15 protein-coding genes are annotated in these 16,535 nt (G+C 70.2%); 5 read left to right on the top strand and 10 right to left on the bottom strand.

Annotated features, from left to right (window positions below):
- Position 1: 1 nt before the first annotated feature.
- Positions 2–1,150, bottom strand: coding sequence for an acyl-CoA dehydrogenase family protein (locus JHE00_RS13950; RefSeq protein ID WP_200318489.1), 1,149 nt, complete (start codon positions 1,148–1,150; stop codon positions 2–4).
- Positions 1,151–1,221: 71 nt separating this feature from the next.
- Here JHE00_RS13950 and JHE00_RS13955 point away from each other — a divergent pair, with 71 nt between their 5' ends.
- The 3 genes from JHE00_RS13955 (at position 1,222) to JHE00_RS13965 (ending at position 4,394) form a co-directional block, all read left to right on the top strand.
- Positions 1,222–1,827, top strand: a complete 606-nt coding sequence (locus tag JHE00_RS13955; RefSeq protein ID WP_307831934.1) for a TetR/AcrR family transcriptional regulator — start codon at positions 1,222–1,224, stop codon at positions 1,825–1,827.
- Positions 1,828–1,925: 98 nt separating this feature from the next.
- Entirely contained in the window at positions 1,926–2,846 is a 921-nt protein-coding gene (locus JHE00_RS13960) for a carbohydrate kinase family protein (RefSeq protein WP_200318490.1), read from the top strand.
- 234 nt (positions 2,847–3,080) lie between these two features.
- Complete coding sequence (locus tag JHE00_RS13965; protein ID WP_200318491.1) at positions 3,081–4,394, top strand: citrate synthase; 1,314 nt, start codon at positions 3,081–3,083, stop codon at positions 4,392–4,394.
- Between the two features lie 286 nt (positions 4,395–4,680).
- On the opposite strand, the gene JHE00_RS13970 is transcribed toward JHE00_RS13965, so the two are convergent.
- Genes JHE00_RS13970 through JHE00_RS13985 form a run of 4 tightly spaced genes read right to left on the bottom strand, consistent with a single transcriptional unit; the run spans position 4,681 to position 9,034 of the window.
- Positions 4,681–5,880 (bottom strand): ABC transporter permease, encoded by a 1,200-nt coding sequence (locus JHE00_RS13970; protein ID WP_200318492.1) that lies wholly within the window; start codon positions 5,878–5,880, stop codon positions 4,681–4,683.
- Positions 5,877–6,788: an ABC transporter ATP-binding protein gene (locus JHE00_RS13975; protein ID WP_200318493.1), complete on the bottom strand. Its 912-nt coding sequence runs from the start codon at positions 6,786–6,788 to the stop codon at positions 5,877–5,879. The genes JHE00_RS13970 and JHE00_RS13975 overlap by 4 nt, the downstream gene beginning before the upstream one ends.
- A 57-nt stretch (positions 6,789–6,845) precedes the next feature.
- The gene (locus tag JHE00_RS13980; RefSeq protein ID WP_200318494.1) at positions 6,846–8,396 is read right to left on the bottom strand and encodes a glycerol-3-phosphate dehydrogenase/oxidase; all 1,551 of its coding nucleotides are present in this window, start codon (positions 8,394–8,396) and stop codon (positions 6,846–6,848) included.
- The gene (locus tag JHE00_RS13985; protein WP_200318495.1) at positions 8,393–9,034 is read right to left on the bottom strand and encodes a TetR/AcrR family transcriptional regulator; all 642 of its coding nucleotides are present in this window, start codon (positions 9,032–9,034) and stop codon (positions 8,393–8,395) included. Before JHE00_RS13985 ends, JHE00_RS13980 begins: the two co-directional genes overlap by 4 nt.
- Here JHE00_RS13985 and JHE00_RS13990 point away from each other — a divergent pair.
- Positions 9,033–10,682 carry an FAD-binding oxidoreductase gene (locus JHE00_RS13990; protein ID WP_230424124.1) on the top strand — a complete coding sequence of 550 codons (1,650 nt, stop codon included), beginning with the start codon at positions 9,033–9,035 and terminating at the stop codon, positions 10,680–10,682. The genes JHE00_RS13985 and JHE00_RS13990 overlap by 2 nt on opposite strands.
- Positions 10,683–10,733: 51 nt before the next feature.
- On the opposite strand, the gene JHE00_RS13995 is transcribed toward JHE00_RS13990, so the two are convergent.
- The 5 genes from JHE00_RS13995 to JHE00_RS14015 form a co-directional block, all read right to left on the bottom strand.
- Positions 10,734–11,291 carry a gamma-glutamylcyclotransferase family protein gene (locus JHE00_RS13995; RefSeq protein ID WP_307831935.1) on the bottom strand — a complete coding sequence of 186 codons (558 nt, stop codon included), beginning with the start codon at positions 11,289–11,291 and terminating at the stop codon, positions 10,734–10,736.
- Positions 11,292–11,356: 65 nt separating this feature from the next.
- Positions 11,357–12,457 (bottom strand): S-(hydroxymethyl)mycothiol dehydrogenase, encoded by a 1,101-nt coding sequence (locus tag JHE00_RS14000; protein ID WP_200318497.1) that lies wholly within the window; start codon positions 12,455–12,457, stop codon positions 11,357–11,359.
- A gap of 80 nt (positions 12,458–12,537) precedes the next feature.
- A complete protein-coding gene (locus JHE00_RS14005; protein ID WP_200318498.1) occupies positions 12,538–13,755 on the bottom strand; it encodes a C39 family peptidase in 1,218 nt (405 codons plus the stop codon).
- 51 nt (positions 13,756–13,806) lie between these two features.
- Positions 13,807–14,205 (bottom strand): PaaI family thioesterase, encoded by a 399-nt coding sequence (locus tag JHE00_RS14010; RefSeq protein WP_230424132.1) that lies wholly within the window; start codon positions 14,203–14,205, stop codon positions 13,807–13,809.
- A 65-nt stretch (positions 14,206–14,270) separates the two neighbouring features.
- Entirely contained in the window at positions 14,271–15,902 is a 1,632-nt protein-coding gene (locus tag JHE00_RS14015; RefSeq protein WP_200318499.1) for a long-chain fatty acid--CoA ligase, read from the bottom strand.
- 313 nt (positions 15,903–16,215) lie between these two features.
- Between JHE00_RS14015 and mihF the strand changes: the two genes are divergently transcribed.
- A complete protein-coding gene (gene mihF / locus JHE00_RS14020) occupies positions 16,216–16,527 on the top strand; it encodes an integration host factor, actinobacterial type (RefSeq protein WP_200318500.1) in 312 nt (103 codons plus the stop codon).
- Positions 16,528–16,535: the final 8 nt, after the last annotated feature.

Below are 16,535 nucleotides of genomic sequence, written 5' to 3' on the forward strand. Positions count from 1 at the left end.
CTCAGGCGTTGCGGAGCTCGCGCGCGATCACCATGCGCTGGATCTGGTTGGTGCCCTCGAAGATCTGGGGCACCTTCGCCTCACGCATGTAGCGCTCCACCGGGAAGTCGCGCGTGTAGCCCGCCCCGCCGAGCACCTGCACGGCGTCGGTGGTCACCTTCATGGCCGCGTCGGTGGCGATGAGCTTGGCGATGGACGCCTGGCGCTGGAACGGCAGCCCGCGGTCCCTGCGCCGGGCGGCCTCCAGGTAGGTCGCCCTCGACGACTCCACCGCAGCGGCCATGTCGGCGAGCAGGAACTCCAGGCCCTGGAACTCGATGATGGGCCTGCCGAACTGGGTGCGGCCCTTCGCGTAGGCCACCGCCTCGTCGAGCGCGGCCTGCGCGAGCCCCACCGAGCACGCGGCGATGCCGAGCCTGCCCGAGCTCAGCGACGCGAGTGCGATCTTGAGCCCGTCGCCCTCGTCGCCGAGCAGTCTGCCCGTCTCCACCCGCGCGCCGTCGAAGAGTAGCTGCGACGTGGTGGAGCCGGTGAGTCCCATCTTGCGTTCCGGCAGCGCCGCCGAGAGTCCCGGCGTGGAGCCGTCGACGAGCAGGCAGCTGATGCCCTGCCCGCCCGGTTGGTCGGACGTGCGCACCATCGTGGTGTAGAAGTCGGCCTGCCCGCCGTGGGTGATCCAGGCCTTCGTGCCGGTGACGACGTAGGCGTCGCCGTCGAGCCGTGCGCGGGTGGAGAGCGCGGCGGCGTCGGAGCCCGCGTGGGTCTCCGACAGCGCGTACGCACCGAGCAGGTCGCCGCCGAGCATCGCGGGCAGCCAGCGTTCCCGCTGCTGTTCGGTGCCGTAGTGGGCGAGCGCGAAGCACGACATCGTGTGCACCGACAGGCCGACGCCCACCGACATCCACGCGCTCGCGATCTCTTCGAGCACCTGCAGGTAGACCTCGTAGGACAGCTCGCCGCCGCCCCAGCGCTCGGCGTAGGGCAGCCCGAGCAGACCCGACGCGCCGAGCAGGCGGAACTGCTCGCGCGGGAACCGCTCGGCCTGTTCGTACTCCGCCGCCAGTGGCGCCAGCTCGTCGCGCGCGAGCTCGCGGGTGAGCGCGAGCAGGTCCTCGGCCTCGGTGGTGGGCAGCAGTCGTTCCGCAGGCATCGTCGTCTCCGGGTTTCGGTACTAAAATCAGTACTGTGGTGGCTACCTCAGTACTATCGTACGGTAGCAGGGTGCCCCCGAACCAGACCCGGAGTCGCAGGCAGCCCACGGCACGGCAGCGGGCGCTGCTCGGTGAGCTCGAAGAACTGTTCCTGACCGAGGGCTTCGTCGAGTTCACGCTCGACGACCTCGCGGCCAGGCTCCACTGCTCCAAGTCGACGCTGTACACGCTCGCGGCCAGCAAGGAACAGCTCGCCGTCAAGGTCGTTACGCACTTTTTCAAGGGCGCGGCCGAGCGGATCGAGCAGCGCATCGACGGCATCGACGACGCGAGCAAGATCATCGAGGTCTACCTCGCCGGAGTCGCCGACGAGCTCAAACGGGCCTCAGAACGGTTCATGACCGACGTCGCCGAGTTCGAGCCCGCGCGGGCGACCTACCGGATGAACTCCCAGGCGGCCGCCGGCCGGATCCGGTCGTTCATCGCGAAGGGGGTCGCCGACGGCGTGTTCCGCGATGTGCACGCGACCCTCATCGCCGAGCTGGCGACCCTGCTGGTGGAGGGGATCCAGACGGGCGTGGTCAGGTCGCGGACCGGGGTATCGGACGCCGATGCCTTTTCGGCACTGGCTGAACTGCTGCTGGGAGGAATACAGCGACGCGAAGCGTCTCCGTGAGCGGGTGGGGGCGGGTGACGGGTGGGAGACGCGAAGCGTCGCCGTGAGCTGGCGGGAGGGGCAGCGTCGCGGCGGTGTTTCGGGATAGCATCCGGGCCGTGATTGTCTCCGGCGGTGAAGCCCTCGTCGACCTCGTCCCCGCAGAGTCCACTGTGGATCTGCTCGCGCCCAGGCTGGGTGGTGGTCCCTACAACGTCGCGCTCGCGGCCGCCAGGCTCGGCGTGCCGACGGCGTTCCTGTCGCGGGTCTCCACCGACCGCTTCGGCGACGCGCTCGTGGAGCGGCTCCGGGCGTCCAACGTGGACATCTCGCTGCTGCAGCGCGGCCCCGAGCCCACCACGCTGGCCGTGGTCGCGCTCGACGAGCACTCCAGCGCGCGCTACAGCTTCTACACCGAAGGCACGGCCGACCGGCTCGTCACCGACCCCGGCCCGCTGCCCGACGAGACGACGGCGCTGTCGCTCGGCACGCTCGGCATGGTGCTCGAGCCAGGTGTCAGTGCGTACGAGGCCGTGCTGCGCCGCGAGTCCGAGCGCGGGGTGCTCACGGCGCTCGACCCGAACATCAGGGCCGACATGATCGCCGACGGGGCCGCGTACCGGACGCGGTTCGAGTCCTGGCTGCCGTACGTGCGCCTGCTCAAGCTGTCGATGGACGACGCGGAGTGGCTCGCGGGCGGGGCCGACGTCACCGACGCCGCGAAGGGCTGGCTCGACGCCGGCGTCGAGGCCGTGGTGCTGACGAACGGCGGCGACGGGCTGTCCGTGCTCACCACCGACGGCGAGGTGGCGAGCGCGCCGACCGTGTCCGTCGAGGTCGCCGACACCATCGGCGCCGGTGACACCGTGCAGGGCGCGCTGCTCGCGTGGCTCGCCGAGCAGGACGTCCGCCGGGTCGCGGACCTCGAGCCCGCCGACTGGTCGCAGGCGCTCGGCTACGCGGCCCGCGCGGCCGCGGTGACCGTGTCCCGCAACGGCGCGGAGCCGCCGACGACGGAGGAGCTCGCTCGATTCTCGTGATCGCGTGAGGCATTCGTCACGTACCGCGACGCCGACCGTGTGAACCTGATCGCAAACGAATAGCTGTGGGTAACACGGTGGCTGCGAACAAGGCGCCTTCTGGACTAGCGTAAAGGGGAATGAATACCCCAGCGGGGCGGTGTGCGGCGCGGCTCAAGGGCCCATGTGTACGTATCCGGTGACCAGCGGAACCTGCTGTCACCACCGGCCCGTGTGACCGTGAGAGGCATGTGCATGTCCGACGCGACTGCGGCGCAGTCCGGGGGCGAGAACGTCGTGCTCCGCCTGCCTGAGGGCGAACACGAGTTGAAGGTCGTCCGCGCCGTCGAGGGCGCCCCTGGTATCGAGCTCGGGAAACTGCTCGCTCAGACCGGCTACATCACCTACGACCCCGGGTTCGTGAACACCGGGTCCGCGTCCTCGGCCATCACCTATATCGATGGCGATCAGGGCGTGCTGCGCTACCGGGGTTACCCCATCGAGCAGCTGGCTCAGCGGTCCACCTTCATCGAGGTCTCCTACCTGCTGATCTACGGCGAGCTGCCGACCGCGGCTCAGCTCGAGGACTTCACGCAGAAGATCAACCGGCACACCCTGCTGCACGAGGACCTCAAGCGGTTCTTCGACGGCTTTCCGCGCGACGCGCACCCGATGCCGGTGCTCTCCAGCGCCGTCTCCGCGCTGTCCACGTTCTACCAGGACTCGCTCAACCCGTTCGACGAACCGAACGTGGAGCTGTCCACGATCCGCCTGCTGGCGAAGGTGCCGACCCTGGCCGCCTACGCCTACAAGAAGTCGATCGGCCAGCCGTTCCTCTACCCGGACAACTCGCTGGGCCTCGTGGAGAACTACCTCCGCATGACCTTCGGGCTGCCGGCGGAGCCGTACGAGATCGACCCCGACGTCGCGAAGGCACTCGACCTGCTCTTCATCCTGCACGCCGACCACGAGCAGAACTGCTCCACGTCGACCGTGCGGCTCGTCGGTTCCTCCGAGGCCAACCTGTTCGCCAGCATCTCGGCGGGCATCATGGCCCTGTTCGGCCCGCTGCACGGTGGCGCCAACAGCGCTGTGCTGGAGATGCTCGAGGGCATCAAGGCCGACGGCGGCGACGTCAACAAGTTCGTCGAGCGCGTCAAGAACAAGGAAAAAGGCGTCCGGCTCATGGGCTTCGGGCACCGGGTCTACAAGAACTACGACCCGCGCGCGAAGATCATCAAGCAGACCGCCGACGACATCCTCCGCAAGATCGGTGGCGGCGACGAGCTGCTCGACATCGCGAAGGCGCTGGAGGAGCGCGCGCTCTCCGACGACTACTTCGTCGAGCGCAAGCTCTACCCGAACGTCGACTTCTACACCGGTCTGATCTACCGGGCGCTGGGCTTCCCGACGCAGTACTTCACGGTGCTGTTCGCGCTCGGCCGCCTGCCCGGCTGGATCGCGCACTGGCGCGAGATGATCCAGGACCCGCAGACGAAGATCGGCCGCCCTCGCCAGATCTACACCGGCGAGAAGCAGCGCGACTACAAGCCGGTCTCGGAGCGCTGAGCACTCCGCTTCTCCGGTTCCAGCTGCAGTGAAGGCCACCTTTCCCGCGTTCAACGCGGTGAAGGTGGTCTTCACTGCATTCGGGGGCGGGAGAAGTCGCGCCGTGTGCACCTTCGCGTTCAGTGGGAGCCGTCTTGCGGTGCGGGTGTGGCAGGCCCGCGTGCTGGAGCGGGGGACTCGCTGACCGGAGCGGGCGACTCGCGTGCTGGAGCGGGGGACTCGCGTGCTGGAGCGGGGGACTCGCGTGCTGGAGTGGGGGACTCGCGTGGTTTGGCGCGGGTCGGCGTTAGCGGGTCAGGGCGTCTTTCAGGCTTACTCGGGTGCCCGTGCGCAGGATCGCGGCGTGGTACACGCGGCCGCCGAGCCACGTCAGCGCCGCGATGGCGGCGAGCGTGAGCACCAGCGCCGCGGCGACCTCCAGCGGGCCCGCCGAGCCCGTCGCGATCCGGCTCGGCATCAGGATCGGCGACAGCGGCGGCACCAGCGACAGCACCGTCGCCGTGGTGCCTTCCGGCTCCTGCACCACCGAGAACCCCGCGATGAACCCCACCAGCAGCACCATCGACACCGGGGTCAGCACCGTCTGCACGTCCTCCTGCCGCGACACGAGCGAACCCGCCGCCGCGAACACCGTCGCGTAGAGGAAGAAACCCAGCACGAACCACAGCAGGCCCCACAGCAGCGTGGTGGTCGCGATGCCGGTGATCGTCAGCACGCCGGTGGCGCTCGCCATCGCGAGTCCGGCCGCCCCGAGGATCGCCAGCTGCGTCAGACCCGTCAGCCCTAGTCCGATCACCTTGCCCAGCAACAGATGCCACGGGCGCACGGTGGAGAGCAGGATCTCCACGACCCGGCTCGACTTCTCCTCCACGATGCCCTGCGCCACCAGCGAGCCGTACGTCGTGATTCCCATGTAGAGCAGGAACATCATCACCAGCGCGATCACGAGGCGCTGGCCCTGCGCGGGATCGGTCCGCTCGAACGCGCTCACCTCGACACTCGCCGAGCCGACGTCGCTCAGCACCTCGGCCGGGTTCAGCCCGGCCTGCAGCAGCTTGGCGCGCAGCACCTCCTGCCCGGAGATCCCGTTGAGCAGCGCCTCGAGCTGTTGGTCCAGCTCGGATTTCACCTGCACGCGCAGGTTGGCCGGGCTGCCGGAGACCAATGCGTCCAGCTCGCCCGCCCGCACCTGTTCGGCACCCCGCTCCGGGTCGGCGATCCTGCGGGTCTCCACGTCGAGGCCCGCCTGCTGCGCTCCGGCCCTCAGCGGCTCCGCGACGGCCACCGCCTGACCGGTGAGCCCGACCGTGGTGCGTCCCGCGTTGCTCGCGAGGTTGGCCTGGAAGAGCAGATAACCGGCGAGGACGGCGAGGATCACGGCCGTGCCGATCAGGAAACCCCTGGTGCGCAGTCGTGCGCTCAGCTCCCGCTGCGCCACGAGGCGCACGGCGGTGGCCGGCGGGACGGTGCGCCTTCGGCCGGTCACGACGCGGCCTCCCCGGTGACGGCGCTGCGGAAGAGTTCGGTGAGCGAGGGGTGGTGCCGGGTGAACTCGCGCACCGGTCCGGTCGCGAGTGCCGCGGCGAGCACGGTCTGGTCGTCGATGTCCGGCGCCAGTTCCACCAGCGTGCCGTCGCCGTTCTCGGAGAGCACCCGCACCCCGGGCAGGTGCGCCGCCCAGCCGGCTGGCGCATCCGGCGCCAGCACCGTGATGCGGGAGGCGGCTCCCGCGGTGAGGCCGGAGACCGAGTCGCACGCCACGATCTGTCCACTTCGGATGATTCCCACGCGGTCGCACAGGCGCTCCACCAGATCGAGCTGGTGACTGGAGAAGACCACGGGCACTCCCGTGGCCGCCTTCTCGCGCAGCACGTCGCTCATCACGTCCACGGCGATGGGGTCCAGGCCGGAGAACGGTTCGTCGAGCACGAGCACGTCGGGCTCGTGCACCAGCGCCGCGGCGAGCTGCACCCGCTGCTGGTTGCCGAGCGAGAGCTTCTGTACCTCGTCGCCGCGTCGCTCGGCGAGACCGAGCCGCTCGATCCAGCTCTCGGCGCCGCGATGTGCCTCGTTGGCGGAGAAACCGTGCAGCTGTGCGAGATAGACGAGCTGGTCGAGTACCTTCATCTTCGGATAGAGCCCACGTTCCTCGGGCAGGTAACCGATGCGCGTGCGCGTCTCGTGGGTGACGGCCGCGCCGTCGAAACGGACCTCGCCGGAGTCGGCGGCCAGCACGCCGAGCACGATCCGCATGGTGGTGGTCTTGCCCGCGCCGTTGCTGCCGACGAAGCCGAACAGTTCGCCGGGGCGCACGTCGAAGGTCACGGAGTCGAGGGCGGTGACCTTGCCGAACCGCTTCGAGACGCGGTCGATCTCCAGCGTCCGATCACCCATGCCGAGTTCCCTCCTGGCCGTGTCCACGGGCAAGGGTACGCGGCGCGCCGCAGGCCGTCAGGCCGTCTCGGCAAGTCCGTGCAGGGTACGGGCCACCAGGTCCGCCACGCGCTCGCGCGCGGCGTCGGCCTCGGTCGCGACGAGTCCCAGCCGGGTGCGCCGGTGCAGCACGTCGTCGGCGTCGAGCGCGCCCTCGTGCCGCACTGCCCAGACCACCTCCGCGCCGGTGATGCCGCAACCGGGGAACAACGGCCTGCCGAGGTCGTCGTCCATGTCGGCGAGGGCGGCCACGCGCGGCGCCTCGGTGCCGTACTTGGCGACCAGCTCTGGCGGCGCATCCACTGTGGACAATGCTCGCCGGTCCGCTGCGCCGAGTAGTGGCAGATCCCTCGTGCGCACCGGTCCCGCGTCGAGTCCGCTGGCGCGCACCGCCCCGGTGACGGCGTCCTCGGCCATCTTGCGGTAGGTCGTGAGCTTGCCGCCCACCACGGTCAGCACGCCCGAGGCCGGGTCGGTGAGCACCGCGTGCCTGCGCGAGAGATCGGAGGTGCTGCCGTCGGCTGCGAGCAGTGGGCGCAGCCCGGCGAAGGTTCCGAGCACGTCGTCGTGCGTGAGCTCGCGTGCCAGCACGGCGGAGGCGGCCTTCAGCAGGAAGTCCACATCGGACTGTGGTGCCTCGGCGACCTCGGGAGGCTCGCCGGGCACCGGCTCGTCGGTGAGGCCGAGGTAGGCCCGTCCGCCGGGCTGGGGCAGCAGGAACACGAATCGGCTGTGCGAGCCGGGAACGGGAGCCAGTACCGACGTCTCGCCGAGTCCGGTGCGGTCCGCGTCGAGTACGACGTGTGAGCCGCGCGAGGGGCTCAGGTGCACCGAGGGCACGAGCGAACCCGCCCACACTCCTGTCGCGTTGACCACCTGACGGGCGTGCAGGTCGACGTGCTCGCCGGTCAGTTCGTCCCGGGCTCGCACCCGGTCGGCCGTCAGCTCGCTCACGCGCAGCCGGGTGAGCACGCGCGCGCCGAACGAGGCCGCGGTCCTCGCGAGTGCCACCACGAGGCGCGCGTCGTCGGTGAGCGCGCCGTCGAAGGAGAGCAGTCCGCCGCGCAGCCCCGTCGGGCGCAGCCCGGGGGCGAGCGCGAGTGCCTCGGCGGCGGGCACCGAGCGTGGCCGGGGGAGCAGGCTCGACGGCGTCCGCGCGCTCCGGCGCAGCGCGTCGCCCGCGTGCAGCCCCGCGGTGGTGAGCAGCCGCTCCGCCCTCGGGGTGCCGTCGAAGAGCGGGAAGAGCTGCCCGAGCGCCCTGGTCAGGTGCGGAGCCGTGCGGGTCATGAGGATGCCGCGTTCCACCGCGCTCTCCCTGGCGATGGCCAGGTCCCCGTGCGCGAGGTAGCGCAGTCCGCCGTGCACGAGCTTGCTGGAGAAGCGCGACGTGCCGAAGGCGAGGTCGCGTGCTTCGACGAGGGCCACCGACAGTCCGCGCGAGGCGGCGTCGAGCGCGATCCCGGTTCCGGTCACGCCGCCACCGACCACCAGCAGGTCCACGCGCTCGCCCGAGGCCAGCTCGGCGAGTTCCCTGGACCGCCTGCGCGCGGACAGCGAGGCCCTGATCATGGCGTCAGTGCCGCGCTCAGTACGTGCCGAAGCTCGCGGAACAGGGCCTCCTCCTCGACGTCGATCGTGGCGGGCCGCAGTGACAGCACGAACGACTGCACCACGAGCAGCAGCGCGCGCACCTGCGCTCCCGGCTCGCCCCTGCGGATCGAGCCGTCGCGCTGACCGTCCAGGACCAGCGCGCGCACCACGTCCTCGGCGAAGCGCTGGGTCGTGCCGAGCCGCTCGGTGACGTAGGGCAGCAGCAGTTCGGCGTCGAGGTCTAGCACGGTGCGCATCAGCGAGTCGGCCACCAGGCCGCGCACGGCGCCGACGGCGCTGTCGACCAGGCGTTCCCGTGCGTTGGTCGCGGTGCTGACCTCGGTGGCCACCCCTCGCAACAAGGTCCCGAACTCGCGGGTCATCAACGCCGCGAGGATGCTGCGGACATCAGGGAAGCGCCGGTACAGCGTCATCCTGCTCACCTCGGCGGTGCGGGCGATCTCGGCGAGCGTGGTGCGCCGGACCCCGGTGGCCAGCACGCACTGCTTGGCAGCGTCGAGCAGCTCGTCGTCCGACACGCGACTCGCTGCGGACCGGTCACGGGTGGCCGCGAGCGCGCTCTGAGGCTTGACGACAGTGTGACGTTCGAGCTTCATGTGTCACACTTTAGTGGTGAAAGACAGTGTTGACCACCGCCTACGAGGATCGTGGACTCCCGAAGGTCCCGGAGCGGTCGAACTAGCCCCCAAGGCTATGCGCTGGCTTGAGCAGCGTATCGGCGAATGCACCGCGGACGCTCCTGTCGCACCGAATTCGGCCATAGCCGTCGCGGAGTCCCGGATACCCACCGCCGCGCACGCCAAACTGGTCGCGATCGTGGGCGAGGAGTACGTGCTGGACGATCCGGCCGAGCGACTCGGCCGCAGCGGTGGGCTGTCCTACGTCGACCTGCTGCGCCGCCGCTATCCCTCGTCCCCGCCCGCCGTGCCCGACGCCGTGGTGCTGCCCGCGGACCCCGAACAGGTGCAGCGCGTGCTCGAGGTGTGCGCCGAGCACGACATCGGCGTGGTGCCCTTCGGCGGTGGCACCTCCGTCGTCGGCGGGGTCACCGCGCTGCGCGGCGACAAGGACAGCGTGCTCGTGCTGGACCTCGAGCGGCTCGACCGGCTCGTCTCCGTCGACCCCGTGTCGCGAGTGGCCGTGTTCCAGGCAGGTGTGCGAGGTCCTGACGCGGAGCGCCTGCTGTCGGTTCACGGACTCACCCTCGGCCACGTGCCGCAGTCGTTCGAACGCGCCACCATCGGCGGTTTCGCCGCGACGCGGTCCGCAGGCCAGGCGTCGTCCGGCTACGGCCGGTTCGAGGACATGGTCACCGGGGTGCGGCTGGCGACGCCGAAGGGTGAGTGGCGGCTCGGGGTCGCGCCGGCGTCGGCGGCGGGACCGGACCTGCGTGCGCTGGTGCTCGGCAGCGAGGGCACGCTCGTCGTGCTCACCGAGGTCGCCGTGCGTGTGCGCCCGCTGCCCGAGCGCGAGCGGTTCGAGGGCTTCGTGCTCGACGGCTGGGAACGCGGCACGCTCGCCGTGCGACACCTGGCCCAGCGTGGCCTGCTCGCCGACGTCACCCGGCTGTCCGATGTGGACGAGACGGCGTCGTCGTTCGCGCTCTCGGGCGGCTGGAAGACCGGACTGCTGCGCCGGTACCTCGGCGCGAAGGGGATCGCGCAGCCGTGCCTGCTGATCCTCGGCTGGTACGGCGATGCCGTGCAGCGGCGCAGGGAAGCCGTGCGCAGCCTGCGCGCGGCCGGTGCCGTCGGACTGGGCGCGGCGCCGGGGCACGCGTGGCAGCGCGGGCGCTTCACCGGCCCGAGGCAACGCGACGCTTTGCTCGAGGCGGGCGCGTGCGTCGAGACGCTGGAGACCGCGGCGCACTGGTCCGAGCTGCCCGCGGTGTACGAGCGGGTGCGCTCCGCCCTGCACGGCGCGCTGGAGAGCCCGCTCGTGCTGTGCCACGTCTCGCACGCCTACGAGACGGGTGCCTCGCTGTACTTCACGGTGCTCGCCGCGCGCGATCACTCCGACCCGATCGGGCAGTGGGAGCGGGCGAAACGAGCCGCGTCGGAGGCCATCGCCGGGCAGGCGGCGACGATCTCCCACCACCACGCCGTCGGCACCGACCACGCGCCCTATCTCGCCGCGGAGATCGGCGCGGTAGGCGTGAACGTACTCCGAGCGGCCAAGACCGCCGTGGACCCGAAGGGCATCCTCAACCCGGGCAAACTCCTACCCCCCGCACCCCAGCGCTGACAACCGCGGTGAAGGGCACCTCTACCGCATTGAACGCAGTAAAGGTGCCCTTCACCGCGGTAGCGGGATCGGGGTGGCGTTCAGGCCGTGGGTGAGTGCTGGGGTTCCCGTCAGGTGCAGGGCCTCGTGTTGGGGGACTTTCGCCGTGCGCACCGGGGCGCCGTCGACCAGCAACGGCATCCGCGCCGGCCCCGCGGCGACGTAGGTGAGCACGCCCTCGACCGCCGCGCCGTCCTCGAGCCGCACGGTGCCGGTGTGCAGGCGCGCGAGGTCGTAGCGCACCCCGCGGCCCTCACAGCGATCCAGTACCTCGACCTGCTCCGGCGTCGCGAACCACACCGCGTGCCACTCCGTCACGCCGGGCGCGGCGGACAGCGTCGCGGGCCGCTGACCGTCCCGCTCGCGCAGCCCGCTCGCCCACACCGCGGCAAGGCCCGTGCACTCGGCTCGGGCCACAACCACCGGCTCGGCGCCGAGGCCCAGGTTCTCCCTCAGCCACGTGATCTTGGCCGGGCACGCGTTGGAGCCGTAGGCGAGCACGGGAATCCGGTCCGTGCGCCAGCCCCGCGGCGCCGTGTCCAGCGGATGACCCGCCCCGTCCCGGTGCACGAACGAGCACTCCGGTCGCGCACCGGGATACGGGTTGGGCGGGAAGTCGGCGTCGGTGAACAGGATCAGTCGAACACCACCACGCTGCGCAGCACGTCACCCTTGTGCATGCGCGCGAACGCCTGCTCGACGCCGTCGACGGCGATCCGCTCGGTGACGAACTTGTCCAGCGGCAGCCTGCCCTGCTGGTACAGGTCGACCAGCATCGGGAAGTCCCTGGACGGCAGGCAGTCGCCGTACCACGACGACTTGAGCGAGCCGCCGCGCGCGAAGAAGTCGATCAGCGGCATGTCGTCGAGCCGCATGTCCGGCGTCGGCACTCCCACCAGCACCACCGTGCCTGCGAGGTCGCGGGCGTAGAACGCCTGCTTCCACGTCTCGGGCCTGCCGACGGCGTCGATCACCACGTCGGCACCGAAGGAGCCGGTGAGCTCCTGTACCGCCTCGACGACCTCGTCGTGGCTCTTGCCGCGCGTGTTGAGCGTGGCGGTGGCGCCGAACTCCTTGGCCCACTCCAGCTTCGCGTCGTCCATGTCGACCGCGATGATCGTGGTGGCGCCGGCCAGGTGCGCGCCCGCGATCGCGGCGTCGCCGACGCCACCGCAACCGATCACGGCCACCGAGTCACCGCGTGACACGGCCCCGGTGTTCATGGCGGCGCCGATCCCGGCCATCACGCCGCAGCCGAGCAGGCCGACCACAGCCGGCTCCGCGGAGGGGTCCACCTTCGTACATTGTCCACTGTGGACCAGCGTCTTCTCCATGAACGCGCCGATGCCGAGCGCGGGGCTCAGCGGCGTCCCGTCGGCCAGCGTCATCGGCTGGCTCGCGTTGAACGTGGAGAAGCAATACCAGGGCTTGCCCTTCTTGCACGCCCGGCAGGTTCCGCACACGGCGCGCCAGTTGAGCACCACGAAGTCGCCGGGCTCGACGTCGGTGACACCCTCGCCGACCTGCTCCACGTACCCGGCGGCCTCGTGTCCGAGCAGGAATGGGAACTCGTCGTTGATGCCACCCTCGCGATAGTGCAGATCGGTGTGGCAGACCCCGCACGCTTTGATCGCCACCACCGCCTCGCCCGGACCTGGATCCGGAACGATCACGGTCTCCAGCGAGACCGGCTCACCCTTCGCGCGGGACACCACGCCCTGGACCTCGTACGGCATGCGCTTCTCGTCCTTTCGGCAGCATTGCTCCTAGGCGAAGCTTGCCACGGACCATGCGGTCATCGCGACATGCGCATGCGTCACGGGTTGATGAGATAGACGATTCCTCCGGGTCCGCTCGCGACGTTGCCCTCGGCGTCGTAGCGTTGCGTGCGCTGCCAGATCGTCTCGAACTGCTCGCGCGGGTACACGTTGCGCACGCCCTCGGCGCTGTCGGCGGCGGGATCGTTGACGATCACGTCGCCGTCGGCGGTGAAGCCGACGACCACCATGATGTGACCCGCCGTGCCGTACCCGGCGCCGTCGAGCTCGCTCGCCAGGAACGACTGCGACGTGATCACGGGGACGCCGCGCGCGATGTAGCTCTCGAGCTCGGTGAGCGAGTGCAGGCGCGTGATGTGGCCCCTGAGGCCGTAGTACCCGGCGTAGGCGGTGTTGAACGGCCAGTTGCCGGTGCCCTCGTAGTCGTAGTCGTAGGTGAACCGCGCCGCGTGGGCGACGGGACGGTCGGGGTAGTCGGCAGGCAGCCACGACAGGTCCTGCTCGCTCGGGCGCTTGCCCCAGTACTCCACCACCATGGCCGTGGACGTGGGGCTGCACCAGTTCTGGCCGCCTCCGCCGAACTCCGGATAGTTTCCGCTGTGCACGTTCTGCGCGTAGCGCGGCACGTCGAGCTCGACGCCGCTGGCCTCGCCAGGCTCCGAGATCGGCACCTCGAACCGGTCGGGCACGTCCGACGTCATCGCACCGGCGCTGCGCAGCACCGGCGTGGCGGCGGTGCCCTTCTCGCGGTAGAGGCTCACGCGCAGCTGGAACGAACGCAGCGCGACGCCCGGCTCGGCCACGAGGGTGTCCACGCTGACGCTCGCGTGCTCGTCGCTCTGGTCCGGCACGGTCGTGCGCTGGATGTCGGCGTCGCCGTGGGCCCACTTGCCGAGCACGTACCAGGCGGTGTCCTCGCCCGCCGCCGTCGTCGCCCTGGCCTCCACGCGCAGCCACGTCTTCGCGGGCGTCTCGGCTGTCCAGGACGCGATCAGCTCGGAGGCGTCGAAGCCTGGCTCGTGCACCGGCGAGGTCCACCGCCCGTACTCGTAGGCGCCCTCGGCGCCCGCGGGCGTGCCGATGCGAAGGCCCTGCTCACCGGCCTCGACCCCGGCCAGCTCGCCGCGCGCGAAGTCGCGCTCGGTGCCCCAGCCGCGGTAGTCGATCCGCTCGTTCTCGCGGGCGAGCGCGGTGGGCTGGGTGATGGCGGACACCGCGATGGCCGCCAGTAGGACCGTGGAGAGTCGTCCGCGCATGGGAAAGATTTTCGTCTTTTTTTCAGCTCTCTGTAAACCTTTGTCGTTCGATCAGATCACGGCCTGGCTCTGGGTCACCTTCGCGGCGAGCCTGCCGTCGTCGTCATGGATCTCGGTCTCCACCACGATCACCTTGCGGCCCGTGTGCAGCGCCGTGGCCGTCGCGGTGGCGTGCCCTGACGAGACGGGCCGCAGGAAGCTCGTGCGCGACTCGATGGTCGTGGTGCCCCGCGCCCCGTCGGGCAGGTTCAGGAAGGCGCACACGGCGGCCGTCGAGTCGGCCAGCGACATCAGCACCCCGCCGTGCAGGGTGTCGCCGAGCGTGCACAGCGACTCGTCCCACGCGATGCGGCTGCGCACCCGCTGAGCGGAGTGCTCGAGCACCTCGACGCCGAGGCGCTCGGTGAACGGCATGGTCTGGTGGAACAGGGTGGTGCCCTCGGCGTCCATGACCAGCACACTGCCGCACTCCGAGCGCCGCGTCGATTACCCGGGAGGTAAGGCTCCGGCGTCCCCTAGAAGTGCGAGATGTCGAGCTTGCCGTCGGAGTGGGCGGCGCGCAGGCGCTTCTTGTCGAACTTGCCGACGCTGGTCTTCGGCACCTCCTCGACGAAGGTCCAGTGCTCCGGCAGCTGCCACTTGGCGACCTTGCCCTCCAGGAACGTGCGCAGCTCCTCGGCGCTGACGGTCTCGCCCTCCCGCAGCACCACCGCGACCAGCGGGCGCTCGTCCCACTTCTCGTCGGGCACGCCGATCACCGCGGCCTCGGCGACCGCCGGGTGCGACATCACCGTGTTCTCCAGGTCGACCGACGAGATCCACTCGCCGCCGGACTTGATGACGTCCTTCGCGCGGTCGGTCAGCGTCAGGTAACCGTCGTGTGTGATCTTTCCGACGTCGCCGGTGCGCAGCCAGCCGTCGCGGAACTTCTCCGGGTCCACCTCGCCGCTCGGGCTGTAGTAGCCGCCCGCGATCCACGGGCCGCGAACCTCCAGCTCACCGACGTTCTCGCCGTCCCACGCCACCTCGTTGCCGTCGTCGTCGATCAGCCGCGCGCGCACCGAGGCCGGGAAGCGGCCCTGGGTGTAGCGGTACTGCCAGGCCCGCTCGCCGGTCGCCGACGCGGGCGGCCTGGCGACGCTGCCGAGTGGCGAGGTCTCGGTCATGCCCCAGGCGTGCAGGATCGGCACGCCGTAGCGCTCCTCGAACGCGTGCATCATCGACGGCGGGGCCGCCGAGCCGCCCACCACGACCTCGCGCAGGTGGGAGATGTCCTGCGGGTTGGCGTCGAGCTGCTGCAGCAGGCCCTGCCAGATCGTCGGCACGGCTCCCGCGAACGTGGGCCGCTCCGCCGCGAGGATCTGCGCGATCGGCTCGGGCTGCAGGAAGCGGTCGGGCATGATCACCGAGGCCCCGACCATGAACGCCGCGTACGGCATGCCCCACGACATCGCGTGGAACATCGGCACGATCACCAGCGCTGTGTCGGACTGGTCGAGCCGCATGCTGTCGCTCATGCACACCTGCATCGAGTGCAGCCAGATCGAGCGGTGGGAGTACACGACGCCCTTGGGATCACCGGTGGTGCCGGAGGTGTAACACATCGCGGCGGCGGAGCGCTCGTCCACGTCGGGCCAGTCGAAGGTCTCGGGCTGCGCGGCGAGCAGTTCGTCGTAGGAGTGCACCCGCACGCCCTCCGGCGCCTCGAGCGACGCGGGATCTCCGTTCGCGACGATCACGTGCTTGACGGTCTTCATCTGCGGCAGCTGCTTCGCGAACAGCGGCACGAGCGTGCCGTCCACGATGATCACGTGGTCCTCGGCATGGTTGGCCACGAAGACCAGCTGCTCGGGAAAGAGCCGGATGTTGAGCGTGTGCAGCACGGCACCCATCGCCGGAATCGCGAGATAGGCGGCCAGGTGCTCGGCGTTGTTCCACATGAACGTGCCGACACGTTGGTCCCCGGTCACACCGAGGCCGCGCAGAGCGCCCGCGAGCTGGGCCGCGTGCTTGCCCACGTCGCCGTAGGTCTCGCGCCGCGGACCGCTGGAAGTCCACGTGACGACCTCGCTCTCGGAGTGCAGCGTGGAGCCGTGCCTCAGCAGGTGGGCGAGGGAAAGCTGGTCGTCCTGCATCGTGCTCAACATCGTGTTCTCTCCCGCGGTCCGCTCGACTGTGAACTGGGTTACGCGCGAGCCTAATGCGCTAAAAGTCAACAAGACATGTGCTGACCGCACAACCGTTACGGACCGCAGCTGAATGCTTCCCCGGACGACTGGGCCCCCTGACCTGCATGACCCGGTTGAGGGGACATTGCGTGTCGATTTCGCGGTCACGGTTGTCTTGGCGTTTACTGGGGCCCGTGGTAAGTGACGGCCTGGCCAGCGCTTGCTTCAGCAAGCATCTGGGGACCTGGGTTGTCGCCGCTCACGCGGCACCCGAGAAGAAAGGATTAGTACGTTGGCTCTGCCTACGTTGACTCCGGAACAGCGGGCGGAAGCCCTGGCCAAGGCGGCCGAGGCTCGCAAGGCGCGCTCGGAGCTGCTCGCGTCGATCAAGTCCGGCAAGGAAAGCATCGACAAGGTGCTGAACCGGGCGAAGGAAGACAAGACGGTCGGCAAGACCAAGGTCACGCAGCTGCTGAAGGCCGTGCCGGGCCTCGGGGCCGTGAAGGTGGCCGCGCTGCTCGAGCAGGCGGGCATCGACCCCGACCGCAGGGCCGCCGGCCTCGGCGAGCGTCAGCGCGAAGCGCTCATCAACGCGCTCAAGTAGTCACTCGA

This window comes from Prauserella cavernicola, from assembly GCF_016595675.1.
GTDB lineage: Bacteria > Actinomycetota > Actinomycetes > Mycobacteriales > Pseudonocardiaceae > Prauserella_A > Prauserella_A cavernicola.